This is a genomic window from Stenotrophomonas sp. 63632_Sma, from assembly GCF_056482875.1.
Genome location: NZ_CM151220.1, coordinates 1143998 through 1159140, shown reverse-complemented (window position 1 = coordinate 1159140; position 15143 = coordinate 1143998). Strand labels below are relative to the sequence as shown.

4 protein-coding genes are annotated in these 15143 nt (G+C 63.8%); all 4 read right to left on the bottom strand.

From position 1 onward, the window contains the following. Positions 1-99: 99 nt before the first annotated feature. Genes ACZK45_RS05300 through ACZK45_RS05285 form a run of 4 tightly spaced genes read right to left on the bottom strand, consistent with a single transcriptional unit; the run spans position 100 to position 15134 of the window. Positions 100-654 (bottom strand): toxin-activating lysine-acyltransferase, encoded by a 555-nt coding sequence (locus ACZK45_RS05300; protein ID WP_132809494.1) that lies wholly within the window; start codon positions 652-654, stop codon positions 100-102. Next, positions 651-13175, bottom strand: coding sequence for a cadherin domain-containing protein (locus tag ACZK45_RS05295; RefSeq protein ID WP_478445553.1), 12525 nt, complete (start codon positions 13173-13175; stop codon positions 651-653). The genes ACZK45_RS05300 and ACZK45_RS05295 overlap by 4 nt, the downstream gene beginning before the upstream one ends. After that, positions 13168-13734, bottom strand: coding sequence for a hypothetical protein (locus tag ACZK45_RS05290; RefSeq protein ID WP_125893701.1), 567 nt, complete (start codon positions 13732-13734; stop codon positions 13168-13170). Before ACZK45_RS05290 ends, ACZK45_RS05295 begins: the two co-directional genes overlap by 8 nt. 5 nt (positions 13735-13739) lie before the next feature. Further along, positions 13740-15134: an HlyD family type I secretion periplasmic adaptor subunit gene (locus tag ACZK45_RS05285; RefSeq protein WP_125893699.1), complete on the bottom strand. Its 1395-nt coding sequence runs from the start codon at positions 15132-15134 to the stop codon at positions 13740-13742. Positions 15135-15143 lie beyond the last annotated feature (9 nt).

Below are 15143 nucleotides of genomic sequence, written 5' to 3'. Positions count from 1 at the left end.
AAACCCGGCATTCTATCATCGAGCCCCGGCCCACCGGGCTTGCCTCTACTCCCCCGACCGCCAGCGTGGCGACCGGGGCGGACGTTCACCTCTCCCGGATCAGGCCGCCTGCGACGGCACGCCGCCCAGGGTCACCTTGTCACGCCGGCCGGTGGCCGGATCGGTCCGGTGCATGGACAGACTGCGCCCCGCGAACGGCCCGGTCAGCAGATCGCCCAGCATGGCCTCGGCCAGGCCGTTGCCGGGCTGGGCGAAGGGGGTGATGAACTCGATCAGCCACAGGCGATCGCCGCTGTTCCAGTCGTCCAGTTCCAGCCGCTCGCCGGCTTCCAGCTTGCGCTCGGCCTCCTCTGACAAATTGGCCCAGATTGCAACTCCAAGCGGCAACTGTTCCAGCGCCTGCTGGGTCACCCCGGCGAAGGCCGCACCGGCCTCCTGCATGCCCGGCAACGGCGGCAGGGTGCCGAAACGGAACACCCGGAACTGCTCCTTCAGCAGCGGCGGCATGAATGACCATTCGAGGTCCTTCAACTGCATCTCACGGTGCAGCGGCGACTGTGAAAGCAGCCAGACGATCTGGCCGAGGGCCTCGGCAACGGTACGCGGCGCCCCGTCGGTGGTGGTGGTGGCGGTGGCGGTCGTGGACGTGATCATGAACGGGAAATCCTGTAGTCGGGAATGGCGGTCAACAGTTCCATGGTGGCCGGATCGCGCGCCGCTGTGCTGATGCCCTGGGCATAGGGCTGGGCGTCGAACGTGGACATCGCTTCGATCATCTGGAACCGCTTCTTCTGTGCCAGCGCCAGATTGTCATGCAAGGCTGAGCGCTGTGATGCCTGGCCGGAGGGAATGCTTTCGTCGATGGGAGCACGATGTTCCGAACGAGTCGATTGCTGCATCCGCTCGACGGCTGTGGGCTCAACGCCACCGAAACGATCCCCCGGTTCCGTCACTGCTTGCGCCACCGGGGCCTGCGGCAGGTCAGCTGCAGGCGCGAAGCGTGGATCGCCGCCTCGACGGTTGACCCGGCCGGAGGCGGCATCACCGCTGCCCAGGTCGCGTCCGCCCTTGCCGGCGCCAGCATTCAGATTCAGGCCGTCACCGTTGCCCTCCTCATCGCGCTGGCCGAAAGCGAAGAACATGTCCGACAGGGCCGCCTGGGTGCCATCGATACGGGTGTACTGACCGTTGGCATAGGTGGTGTTGTCCACCGATGTACCCGGCATCTGCCCGGTACGGCGCGCATCGAGGTTGATCGACGCCACGCCGGCCTGCTGCAACGTCAACAGCTCACCCGCCTGGCTGATGCCATCGCGGTTGGCGTCACGCCAGACCTGGAACTCTCCGAAGCGGGCGTCATTGGCATCCAGACGCCGATCACCATTGCTGTCATAGGCAGCCAGACCTTCGAGGTCGGAATGGGCCCCCTCCAGATCCATCGTGAACGAGATTTCGGCGCCGGAATCAATCGTGCCGTTGCGGTTGCGGTCGAGCACCAGTAGACCGTCGTGCGGCCCGACCCAACCGGTCAGATCACGCACGCCATTACCGTCCATGTCAAAGCGCGTGGCGCTCTGCGCCCAGCCCACGGTCTCCACGCCGTCGCCATCCAAGTCAAGTACGACCGGACCGAGGCGCCCGCCCCATTGGTTGACGACAAACTTCAAAGGATCACTCCACTGCCCTGCAGAATCCACCGCCTGAACGACGATTTCATACCAGGTGTCGTAGTAGGTTTCCTGGTAGTAGCCCGCGCCGCTGCCTCGCGGATCGCCCCAGTTTCCAGATATCTCCGTTCGACGGCCGCCACGGCCCACGATGCGCGAATCGAAGATGTTGCTTCCGTAAGAAGTAAGGAAACCATCGCCCGAGATACCGCGCGTTGTAATACCTCCATCGAGCATTTCGGTTTCACCCGAGTAGGTATCCCAATACTGGCTGGAGATGCCAGTGAACTCCACTGCACTGGTGACATGCATGATGGCGTAGAAGTCCTCCTGGTCACTCGCTGAGAGCACCTGATAGAAATTCCCATCCTGCCAAGTCACGACCGTCGGCCGCTCATTGACGTTCTGCACATTGATCGTCACCCAGGTGCTGCTGGACAAGCCACCACGATCGGTGACCGTCACCTGTATCTGGTGGCTCTGCGCGGTTTCATAGTCCAGCTGCCCGTGCAGCGCGATCTGACCCGTGGTGGCGTTGATGCCGAACAGGTTGCTGGCACCACCTGTGATGGCAAACCGGTGGTCGCGGTTGTACCACTGGCTGTCGGGGTCGGACCAGTTGGTGAACTGGAACACGGTCTGGCCCGCGCCCGGCGCCGATTCGGCCAGCGTCAGACTCTGGCCCCAGGTCGTCGGTGCCTCGTTGACGTCTTCGATGCGTACCGTGATCTCGCGATTGCCCGACACCAGCGCACCATCCGTGGCACGGACCGTGACGTTGTAGTAAGCCTCCAGCTGGCCGTCGCCGTCGCCGTCGATCAGCTGCAGGTACGGTGCAACCGCTTCGAAATCGAAACTGCTGACGTTGTACTTGAGCTGGTTTCCGGAAATGACGAACCAGGCAAAGGGGTCGTTGATGATCTGATACGAGGGTACGGTCCCGTCCGGATCAGACGAGGACAGCGTGGCTACCACCTGCCCGGACACGCCGGTGTTCTCGGAGGTGAGCGCCACGTGCTGTACGACGTCCGGCGTTCGTGGTGCTTCGTTGACGTTGGACACGCCCACTTGGAACACCTGGTCGCGGGTCGCGCCGTGGGTGTCGGTCACCCTCACCGTGATTGCATGCGAAGTGGCGGCCTCGTAGTCCAGCAGCCCGCCATTGGCAACGCTCAGTACACCAGCCGCGGTGATGGCAAAGCGGCCGCCAGCGTTGTTGACCAGGGTGAAGGTCAGACCGTCGGTAACGTCCTGGTCCTGGCCGCTGAACCTGCCGACCTCGGTGCCGTTGCCCGAGTTCTCGGCAATGCTGAGCGAGCGGTCGGCAGTGATGCCATGAGGCGCGTCATTGACGTCCTCCAGGCGTACGGTAATGGTGCGCGCACCTGCCGAGGTCAATCCACCGGATACCGCCTTCACCGACACCGAGTACACCACTTCCTGGCGGCCATCGCTGTCAGCATCGCTCAGGGTCATGCCGGCGGCCTTCAGCGCCTCGAAATCCAGTACCAGGCCATCACGGAACTTCAGCTGGTTGCCGACCAGGGTGAACCAGCCGCGCGCGTCGCCCTCCAGCACATAGCTGTAGGTGCCATTGCCACCGCTGGAAGCCAAGTTCGCAATCACCACACCACCCAATGCTGCATTCTCCGCAGCAATCGCCACCGGCTGGCTGGAGACGGTCGGCGTGGCCGGGGCTTCATCGACGTTGGTCACCGCGACGGTGAAGGTCTTGTCGCGGGTCAACCCGCCCGAATCGGTCACCCGCACCACGATCTGGTGCGAGGTGTTGGTCTCGTAGTCGAGCAGGCTGGCATTGGCCACGGTCAGCACACCGGCTGCGGAAATCGCAAAGCGGCCGCCCGCGTTGTTGGTCAGGCTGAAGGTGAAGCCATCGTTGTCCGCATCGACGCGGGCGAAATTGCCGAGCACCGTGCCATTGGCCACCGGTGCATCCGCGGTTGACTCGACCGTACTCAACGCGCGGTCGACAGTGATGTCGGTCGGACGCGCATTGATGGTGACCGACAGCGTCTGCGTCTTGCTGCTGGTCTTGCCCGTCGCGGTCTCCTTGGCGATGGCAGTCACCGTCAGCGCCGCAGTGCCGGTCAGGTCGGCCGACCACGTGGCCGGACCGACCAGCGCCAGACCGGCCAGCTGCGCCGGCGTCAGCGACCACACGCCGTTGCCCAGGTTCGTGCCCTTGTTCAGGGTCAGCCCGGTCGGCAGGTTCGAGATGCGGATCTCCAGGGTCTCCGAACCATCGGCATCGGACAGCGCCGCCTGCACATCCAGCGTCAGCGTGCCACTATCAAGTGTCTTGCCGACCTGCACGGCACGGGTAATCACCGGCGCGTCCACTACCGGCGCCACATTCATGAAGAACACGCGCTCGGTCACCAGCCCACCGGCATCGGTTGCGATCAGCTTGATCGCAACGCGTCCGCTGGCGTTGCCCTTCGGCACCAGCGTCACCGTACGCTCGCCGTTGGCCCCCGCAGTGATCGTCGGAGTATTCATCCAGGCCACCACCGTCGTGAGGTCAGTGGCATCCACCGCCAAGGCACGTACGGTGACCCCGGATGCCGGGGTCAGGTCATCACCGACGGTGAACTGCAGGGCGATCTGGCCATCCTCGTTGATCGACTGATCCGGCACGATGCTGATCGACGGCAAGCCGTTGCCATCCCAGTAGTGCCGCCACTGGTTCTCGAACGTGCCGTCGGCATGCAGTGCCTGATAGGCCGCGACCGTGGCCGGCCTGGTGCGACCGGCCATCAGCGCGACCAGTGCCTCCGCATTGATCGTGCTGCTGGCGTGCTCGCCGGCCAGGAAGAAATCAATCTTGTAGTTGGCGCGATCATTGGCATTGGTGGTCGTGTACCAGCCCTTGATCGTGGTCACCACGCTGGTGCCGATCACCGAGATCACCAGGTCATCGCCGGTTCGACTGAACCACAGATCATTGCGACTGATGTCGCGATAGCCGATGACGTCGATATCGTCGCCACTGGAGTCGTAGTTGCGGATTTCGTCGGCACCGGAGTTGCGGTCGATCAAGTAGACGTCGCTATCATCGCCACCAATCAGGATGTCGTTACCGGCGCCGCCATACAGGGTGTCATTGCCTGCCTGCGCATCGAGCAGGTCGTCACCATCACCGCCATACAGCGTGTCATTGCCAGCGCCGCCGTAGAGCTTGTCGTTGCCCGCGCCACCCTCGATGTAATCATCCCCCGCGCCACCAGTGATGACGTCGTCGAACCCACTGCCGATCACGCGCTCGAACGCATCTTCCAGCACATCGCCGGCGGCCGCCCCGCCATGTGTTCCGGTAGCCAGGTTCAGCACGATGCCCGCCGTCGCCGAGGCGTAGGTCAGCGTATCGACACCGGCGCCTCCGGACAGGGTGTCGGCACCGACGCCGCCATCGAGGATATCGTCGCCATCGCCACCGCGCAGGATGTCGTTGCCGACGCCGCCGCGCAGCGTGTCATTTCCGATGCCCCCTTCCAGCAGGTCATTGCCGGCACCGCCATCGAGGATGTCATTGCCGGCGTCGCCGTACAGGCGGTCATCACCGTCTTCGCCATACAGGTTGTCATCGCCATCACCACCACGCAGTTCGTCGACGCCTGCGCCACCGTACAGCGTGTCGCGACCCAGCTCGCCCCACAGTTTGTCGTCGCCAGCCTCACCGCGCAGATTGTCATCGCCATCGCCGCCGTACAGGTCGTCGTTGCCACCGCCGCCGTTGATGATGTCGTTGCCGCCGAGCCCCTGGATCACGTCCCGGTTGGCCTGGCCGACCAGCGTTTCGCCAGCGGCAGTGCCGTACAGGTAGTCATCCCGGTTGACCACGGTGAAGACCAACTGCTTGCTGACGCTCAATCCGGCGCCGCCGCGATCGGTCGCGGTGACCGTCACGGTGACGTTGCCTCCCGCTTCATAGTCAACGATCGCACCGGCCTTAAGGCGCAGCTGGTTGCCGTTGATGATCTCGAAGCGGCTGTCGGACACGCTGAACACCATCGTGGCGAAATCACTGCCGGCGGTGGTGTCTGGATCGGTGGCCGACAGCGTGCCGAGCAGGATCGCCGGCAGCGCGGTTCCGGTGGGAACGCGATCGGTTTCGCTGAAGCTGGTGGTGGTGGCCGCGAACACCACCGCCGTCGGCGCTTCGTTCTCATCTTCAATGGCATAGGTGAAGCTGAGCGTCGAGGCCGATGCCAGGCTGCCGTCGTACGCCCTCACGCTGGCGGTCAGCAGCACCTCCTTGATGCCATCGCCATCCAGATCGACCAGGGTCGCGCCCTGCGCGGCGGCCAGCGTCTCGAAGTCGATCGCAACGCCCGCACGCACACGCACCTGGTTGCCCACCACTTCCAGCAGGCCACCCGGGTTGGTCACCAGCTGCAGGGTCGGCGTGGTCTTGTCGGGGTCCCCGATCACGAAGGTGCCCACCACCGTACCGGCCCCGGTCTTCTCGCCGGCCAGTACGGCCGCAGTGTTCGGTGGCCGGGTCGGCGTGAACGGCGCCTCGTTGACGTTGCGGACGTCGATCTTGAAGTCCTTCTCGAACCACGCGCCGGCACCGTCGGTCACGCGCACCCGGATGGTGTGCGCGGTGGCGGTCTCATAGTCCAGCTTGGTGCCATCACGAACGCTGAGCGTGCCATCGGCGGTGAGCTTGAAGCGGCCGCCGCCATCATTGATCAGGGTGAAGCTGGCCGTATCTTCCGCGCCGTCGCGATCGACATGGCCGAAGCGGCCCAGCGACAGGTTGTTGGCGGCGTTCTCGTCCACGGCCAGCGGACCGGGTGCGAGGATGTCGCTGGGCGCGTCGTTGACCGAGCGCACCTCCAGATCGACGATCTGGTCGGCGGTATTGCCGTCGGCATCGGTGACCCGGACCACGAAATGGTCATTGCCGTGGCGGTCCGCCGCCGGCGTGTAGACCCAGGCGCCGGTGGCCGCATTAAGCGTGACGGTCCCCATGCCGGGGGCGGTGATCACCGTGTACCCGGTGATGTTCCCGTCATGGTCGACGGCATTGACGCTGCCACTGAGCGGCACGTCCTCGTCGGTGGCCAGGTACTGCGTTTCGACCAGCGGTGCCGGCTTGCTCGAGTTCTGCCAATAGCCGCCGAGCAGGCCCTGCAAGCTGGAGGACATCCCGGCCGGCACGGACGCCGATTCTGCGGCCATTGCCGCGAGCAGCGGCTCGGCGTGGGCAAGGAACAGCGAGCCCGCACCGGTCGCGATCTCGGTGATCCGGCTGGCGCCGGTGTAGTAGCCCGCGATGGTGATCCGCGTGCTGCCCCCGATCACGCTGACCAGCAGATCGTTGCCCACCTTCTGCAGCCAGACCTCGTGGTTGGCCACGTTCTGAAGCACGATGCGATTGACGCCCAGTGCATCTTCGATCCGGTCGTTGCCGCCGTCCCGATCGAACAGGTAGGTGTCATTGCCGTCGCCGCCCCGCAGCAGGTCGTTGCCGGCCTCACCGGCCAGGGTGTCGTTGCCGGTACCGCCGTCCAGCAGGTCGTCGCCCGCGCCGCCCACCAGGGTATCGTTGCCGGCCTCGCCGTAGAGCTGATCGTCTCCGTCCTGGCCCCCCAGGGTGTCATTGCCTTCGCCGCCCCAAGCCTTGTCGTTGCCCACATCGCCGCTGATCTGGTCGTCGCCCAGCCCGCCGTAAAGCTCGTCGGCACCGGCGCCGCCGGCCAGCACATCGTTGCCCCCGCCACCTTCAAGCCGGTCATCGCCGGCATCACCGGACAACGCGTCGTTGCCGTCGCCGCCCATCAGGGTGTCATTGCCATCACCACCGATGAGCACGTCGTCGCCCCCCCGCCCATCCAGCCAGTCGTTGCCACCCAGCCCGATCAAGCGATTCGCGCGTGAATCACCACTGATCGTATCGGCGAAGCCGTCGCTGCCAACTACGTTCTCCAGCGTGCTGACGCCGTTGACTGCAACCAGGGTATCGCCATCGGCGTGCCCGCCCGACAGAGTACCCGCAGCCAGGTCCAGCACCAGCGACGCAGTGGAGGTCACGTATCGGACGGTATCGCCATAGGCTTCACCCGCCACCGCGGCCTGGCCGAGGCTGATGCGATCGCTGCCGCCGTCGAGGATGTCGGCACCGGCGCCGCCCTCCAGCGTGTCGTCGCCGTCGCCGCCCCGCAGCGTGTCATTGCCATCTCCACCCGCCAGCACGTCGTGACCTGCAAGACCCGTAAGCGTGTCCGCGCCATCGGACCCGAACAATACATCGTCACTCGCGCTACCGCCTTGGGAAAGCTGGCGGAACTGGCGCAGATCCAGCACCAGTCCGTCCTTCAACTGCATGAACTCGACGCGACGCTGGGCATTCGTATGATTGGCGAGCTTGATCGTACCGTTCTGTGCGGCGAAGACATCCACCTGGAGCGTCGTCCCGCTCAGCGCCAACCGAAGATTTGAGAGGCTGAGCCCTGCTCCCAGTACCAGCGTATCCTGGCCCCCGTCGGTGGCCTGGAACACTTCGCGCACGATCTGTTGCCCATTTGGCCCGTTTCGCCAGGTCGACGAACGGAACTGCCCCTGCGCCGATGGCCACGTGGTGGAGGCTGGCGCGTTCGCCACTGGGGCGTCAAACAGGAAGTCCACCTTGTCCACGCTCTGGTAGACAACGGTGCCGGATGCGATCTCCTTGACCGTCAACCGATACTGATGCTTGTTGCCCGCCGTTGTCTCGCCAAGGCCCAGATACTCCCAGGACGCCGTGTAGGCTGATCCAAACGTCCCTGAGCTGGACATCACCTCATCCAGATAGAAGGCGCCTTCATAGATGACATCACTACCGTCGCCGACGTTGTACTCATAGGCATCGTCGCCCTCACCGCCGTACAGCGCATCCGCGCCACCACCACCGCGCAGCACGTCCGCGCCGATGCTGCCGCCGAGGCGATCGGCACCGGCACTGCCTTCAATACCCTCGATGCTGCTGTAGACATCTCCCTTGGCGTCGCCGGTATTGGCGAACGTGCCTTCCAGGTAAACGCGCACCGCCGCACTTCCCGCGTAAGAGGCGATGTCCACGCCACCGCCGCCGAACAGGGTGTCCGCGCCGGCACCGCCGTGCAGCAGATCATCGCCCTGGCCGCCGTACAGGATGTCGTCACCCGCACCGCCACGCAGCGTATCGTCGCCTTCGTTGCCCATCAGCAGGTCATTGCCCGCGCCGCCGTCGATGACGTCATCGCCACCGTTGCCGGTCAACCAGTCCTTGCCGGCCGTACCGGCAATGGTGTCATTGCCATCGCCGCCCCCCAGCAGGGTCATGTCGGTGAGCGCATGGCGGCCGGTCGCGGCAAACACCATGTTCTCGATCGATCCACCCAGCGCGTACCAGTCCTTGATTGTGATGCGGTCACTGGACGCCGAGAGGCGCTCCTTCTCACCATCGCGGCCGATCACCAGGCGCAGGTCATTGCCATCGCGCTGCAACATCACATCCTGGATGTCGATGCCAACGCCAAACTCCAGCGAATCAACACCCGCGTTGCGCGCAATCAGGCCATTGAGCGCGCCCTTGTGCCGGCGCAGCACCTGCGCCTCATCATTCCAGTCGTTGTGGCTGATCCAGGTGGAGCCATCGAAGTAGACCACGCCATCCTTGCTGACAGTGCCATCGGCATTGCGCACATAGCCGTTGACATAGGCGCCCCTTTCCCAGACCAGATCCCAGTTGTCGACATAGTCGTCCATGACGATGTCGTCGCCATCGCCGCGCTGGTAGCGGAAGACGTCATCGCCTTCACCGCCGACCACTTCGTCGTTGCCACGGCCGCCGACCACCAGGTCCGAACCCGTACCGCCATACACACGATCATTGCCATCATCGCCAAACACCGTGTCATTGCCCGCGCCGCCCAGCACCTGGTCGTTGCCGGAGCCGCCCATCACCCAGTCCTGGTCGCCGTCGCCAGCAACGAAATCGTCGCCCGAGCCACCATTGCCGAAGTCATTGCCGGCCAGGCCCCGGATCTCGTCATTGCCGGCGCCGCCATAGAGGAAGTCCGCACCGTAGGTGCCCAGGATCACATCCGAGCCACCGGTGCCGATGATGTACGAGGTCATGTCGCCGATGCGGATGTCCTCGCCATCGGCAAACCGCAGCCACTCCACGCGATGCGAGGATTCGAACCAGTCCTTGATGGTCAGCTCATCGCCGGTGAAGGTCGCGTTGCCGGCGGCGTCATAGCTGACCAGGGCGATGATCAGGTCGTTGCCGGCACCGCTGGCCGAGGAGCGGCGCATCTGGATGTTCTGCAGCGACAGGCCGGTGCCGAACACGATCGCGTCCTCACCGCCCTTCACCGAACCGTTGACCTCGTACTCGCCGCCACCGGCCCAGTTGCGCGCCAGCTGTCCATTGGCGATCTTGGCGAGGCGATCATTCAAGCTGTCGCCGCTGCCACGGATGGCGCCTGCGCCCTCTTCGTCGTAGATCACGTCGCGGCCGTCACCGAGCCGGAACAGGTACTGGTCCGCGCCGCCCCCACCGAACAGGCGTGCTTCGCCATTGGCACCCCGATCATCGCCGGCGCCACCGGCGATGATGTCGCCGCCCTCGCCACCCACCAGCAGATCGTTGCCGGCGCCGCCTTCCAGCCAGTCCGAACCGGTGCCGCCATACAGGCGATCGTCGCCGGCACCGCCGTCGAGGTAGTTGCCGTTGCCACCACGCGCGGCGATCGCCAGCGCCTGTGCGCTGGCATCACCGATGGCGAAGTTCACATTGGTGACATTGCCGGCGAACAGCACGTCGTTGCCGTCACCGCCAAGCAGCCAGTCATCGAGCAGGCCCCCCACCAGGGTGTCGTTGCCGCTGCCGCCGAGCAGATCGTTGCCGAGGTCTCCGCCGCGGACCAGATCGTCGCCAGCACCGGCGTCAATGACCGCAGCGATGCCAATGCGATGGGTGGCCGGGGCGGCCTTGCCATTGATCAGCAGGCCGGTGGTGCTGGACAGCGTGGCACCATTGACGATGATGCTGTCGTTGCCGATGCCACCGAGAATGCGATCCTTATCCGCGGTGACGATGGTGTCGCTGATCGAGAAGAGCTCTTCGTCGCTTCCGCCAGTCAGGACGAACTTTCTGCCATCAATGGCATTGTATCGCGCACTGACGTTCGCGGCGTTCAAGCCACGCCCGTCCAGCTCACCGTCAGGAAGCTGGTCCATCCACGCTGCAAATCCCCCTGTCCAATCGGTCGATGCGCGCTTGTTGAGGCCCAATTCGATCGCACGCGCAAGCGTGATCGCCCATTGAGCTGCCAACCCGCTGTCTGGCGCACCGGCGATGAGCGAATTGACCTGGAAAGGATCCATTACATACTGACCATAATCAGCAGCCATGGCCAAGTCGCCAATCATTGACGTCACATTGAAACCGCGAGGCGAAGGCAACATGCCCAGATGTTGGACGATGGCCCGCTTGATATAGATGTTTCCGCCAACCATCTTGTCCGCCATCCCCGCCAGAGCCAGCGCAGAGCCGTGACCGATAAGCTCCTCAGCCGTCGCAAACCCGACGGGCGTTGCAGACCAGTATCGATAGTCCTTTCCGTAGGTACCGTAGGTACCGCCATCGATGCTGGCCCCCGAAGCCACACGGCTTCCCGACATCTTCAGCACCGCGTTGAGGTTGTCCGCTACGGCATTGGCAAGAACCCTCGCCCCAGCCTTGGAGCCACCCGATCGGGAACGAATGCCGGTGACCACGAAGCCGTCCGATGCCTCTTCCCAGCTGACCGACGCCCACGAACGCGGCTTGCCACTTGAGAAGAACGAGCCAACGAGCCCGCCCAGGATGTAGCCCACCAGCGCACCGATTGCCGCTCCGATTGCGCCATACGCGGCACCTCCGACCTTGCTACCTGCTGCAGCCCAGGTGGTCGCAACGGACGCACCGACATAGGCGCCGATCGCCGAACCAACCTGTGCACCGATTTGCCCTCCGACCGTATCGAACTTGACCAAACTAGCGCCCAGCCGTGCGCCAACGTAGCCACCGACTGCGTTGAATATCTGCGTTGCACCCAGACCTTCGAACACGCTGATCTTGGCACCATCGGCGATCAGGTTCGCATTCTGGATAACTTGACTCAGTGCTGCACCAGCAGCGGTCTGTGCAATTTCACCGAGCGTCCCTTCGATACCCAGTGTCCTGAACAGCTCTGCGGTCAGGTAGGAAGAGACAGCTCCAGCCCCTGCGCTCCTGAGATTGGCCTGAAACTCCTCAGGAAGATCGGCAAGAATGCTGCTGAAGTCCCCACTGGACAGCCGAACCCCGAGGCCCCTGGCCGAGATCGCCTCGGCGAAGTTCTCTCCGATGGTCGACAGCGTTGCCGAGGAAATGACCTGCCATGCCGGGTCATTCAACTTCAGGGCAGAAGAGATTGCGCCACCAATCACCCCACCAAGCGCACCCGCCTGGGCAATCTGCTGCAGGCGCGTACGATCGAAGAAGGCATTCCATTGGTCCGGATCAAATCGCGGCCCCGTCGTGGTTCCGCTGCGCTGGAAGCCGTTGTTCGGGCCACCACCAAGGTCGGTATAGAAGAAGATATCTCCTTTGCCTTGGAATGTCAGACCCGCGACCTCCAGCGCTGCCTCTGTCGTTCCCAGAGCGGCAAGATTGATCTGTACCAGTGCCCTGTCGGGATCCCCGTACTGGTTGTTGTAGCGCTCCATGCGCACAATCAGGCTGACGCCGTAGGACAAGTAGTAATCGGTGTAGGAAGACTTTCCTTGAGGCCCCAGGCTTCCCTTGCTGCCATCAAAGTAGCACTTTGCGAATGCTTCAACGGATTGATCTGAAACATTTGCAGTGAGATCGGCATTCAGCACGATTCCGGCAGCCATCTGATAGACGCCATTGACCTCGATGACGCATCGCGGATTAACTTGGGCCATCCTCTCCAGAACTGCGGCTCGGTCTAGAGGACGGCCTCCACTGTCTGCGATCATCTTGGAAATGTTGGCGTTCCAGCCTCCGATAGCTGCGACAGCCTCATTCCTTCGTGCGGCAGCAAGGAAATTCTGGAGGACCGCGGTGTAATTGCGAGTCTCTGTTCTCTCAAACGCCAGCTTCTCTACTTCTTCACTCAGCACATTCAAGGCAAAGTCGTAGCCTTTATAGTGCGCATGCGCGATCTCGTGCCCCAAGGTATCGCGGAGCTGGTCCATGAACTCAGTGGTCGCGTTGCCCACGACGGCATCCCGGCCTATCGCGAGCACTCCCTCGTCCGACATATGAGCTCTTTCGGTCGCCGATCTAGGCAGCAACTCAATCGTTTTCAACTTGCCCTCGGCAATAGCCGATTCGAAGCGCTTGACCAAGCTTGGTGACGAGGAAATTGCCTGACGTAGCCTCTGCGCTGCGGTACGCGTATCCGCATTTCGCGATGCGAACTGGTCCAGCAAGGTGTTCAACCTGATGCTAAGTTCAGACATTGTCATGCTCCGGCGGGGCTATGGTCAGGGTATCTACACACTGTTCAGGCAGCGCGGCATTGATGGCCGCGTCGAACGTCGTGATATGGACAGAGACGGAACCCCGAGAGTAGGTTCGGGTGTCCGGGCTGAGCGGCGCGGCGTTCCTTCCTCCATGGAATCCCGCAGCCAGCATTGAAGACGTCATTGCGTCAGCCTTGAACGTGCATGGCCGTTCAAGATCGTTGAATCGGCGGGACGCCAATGCGTCGAATTTCACCGCGCGACCTTCCCGCCTGTACTCCACCTTGATTGCGGCGGACCACCCTTCACGTGTCAGCAGCCTCGACTGAATCGTTCTCGAGTTGACATCCAGAGATGACAGATGTACACCGAATCTTCGCTCGACATCCGAGCGTTCGACGCCACGCCAACTACCGTGGCGCGGTTGCTCCAGGACCAATGCGATAAGCATCTTCTCCAGCTCGGATGCTGCCCAGACGTGACGCTCCCGCGCGTTTGCCGGGGATGCCGCAGTGAGGCAAAGGACTGAAGCGCCCAGGATTTGCCAGAACGGCATTCTCCTCATCGCTCCCTCCCCGCTTCCTGCACGCGCCTGGACAGCGGCGACAACAGGTATTCAATGATGCGGCGGTCACCGGTCTTGATTTCCGCCGTTGCGGCCAGGCCCGGCGCCAGCGCGCGGCGCCGGCCATCCACTTCGATCCAGGGCCGCAGCAGGCGCACGCGCGCCGGATAGCGCAACCCCTCCTTCTCGGTCTGCACCGCATCACGGCCCACAGTCTCGACCACGCCATCCACCACACCGTAGCGGGTGAACGGATAGGCCTCCAGCTTCACCTCCACCGGCTGCCCGTCGCGGACGAAGCCGGCATCGCGATTGGGCAGCATCGCATCGACCACCAGCTCGCCGTCATGCGGCACCAGCACCATGAGCGCGTCAGCCGGCTTCACCACGCCGCCGATGGTGTGCACCTGTAGTTGCTGCACGACGCCATTCACGGGTGCGCGCAATACCGTGTGCCCAGCCTTGTCATGGGCCTTCTTCAATTCTTCGCCTCGCAACGCGCGTGCCGCTTCCGCCTCAGTCAGGGCGTCCAGTGCTTCACGTGCGAACTCGCTGCGGCTCTTGCTCATCTGCTGGCTGGCCGCCAGCTGCGCAGCGGTCGCTTTACGCTGCTCTTCGCGACGGATCGCCAGGTCCTGGCGCATGCCGACAACACGCTCCTTTACTTCGGCCACCTGCAGTCGCGGCACATAGTTGTCGCGGCTCAGCTCCTCCAGCTTGTTCAACTGGTCGGTAGCCAGCGGCAGCTGCTCTTCCAGCTTGGCGATCTCGGCCAGGATCATGCCGTGCTCGCCATCGCGCTGGCTGCGCTCCTGCTGCAAGCCACCCACAGTGGAATCGAACTCGCGCTGCTTGGCGGCCACCAGTGCCTGCTGGATGGCAATGATGCTGTCAGGTGCTCCCTCCGGTGCGATGAAGCGACCGGCCCGACCGGCAACGTGGTCAACCACGGCCTGCGCCCGTGCCACATCGATCTGCGCGGTCAGCAACGCCTGGCGCGCCTGCTCGACTTCGGCATGGCTGACCGTCGGGTCCAGTTCGAGCAGCGGCGTGCCGGCCTTCACCGACTGCCCTTCAACCACGTGGATCGCACGGACCACACCCTGGTCCGCAGCCTGGATCACCTTCACGTTGCCGCGCGGAATCACCTTGCCTTCGGCCACCGCGACCATGTCCAGGCGGCCAAGGCACGACCAGGCCAATGCGATGGCGAGAAAGGCGATCAGCAGCCAGAGAACGGTGCGGCCGATCGGGTTCGGGGGCTTTTCCAGGATCTCCAGCGCCGCCGGCAGGAAGTCCGGCGCCGCCGAGTCGCGTTGGTCCGGCTGCGCACGCTCCGCGCGCAGGCTCTCGCGCAGGATGCCCAGGTGATGCCTCAGTCCCTTCAACATGCGTGCTGT

Bases quoted from the DNA above. Each gene is read 5' to 3' on its own strand.
- ACZK45_RS05300 (WP_132809494.1), bottom strand. From the start codon at position 654: ATGATCACGTCCACGACCGCCACCGCCACCACCACCACCGACGGGGCG.
- ACZK45_RS05295 (WP_478445553.1), bottom strand. From the start codon at position 13,175: ATGTCTGAACTTAGCATCAGGTTGAACACCTTGCTGGACCAGTTCGCA.
- ACZK45_RS05290 (WP_125893701.1), bottom strand. From the start codon at position 13,734: ATGCCGTTCTGGCAAATCCTGGGCGCTTCAGTCCTTTGCCTCACTGCG.
- ACZK45_RS05285 (WP_125893699.1), bottom strand. From the start codon at position 15,134: ATGTTGAAGGGACTGAGGCATCACCTGGGCATCCTGCGCGAGAGCCTG.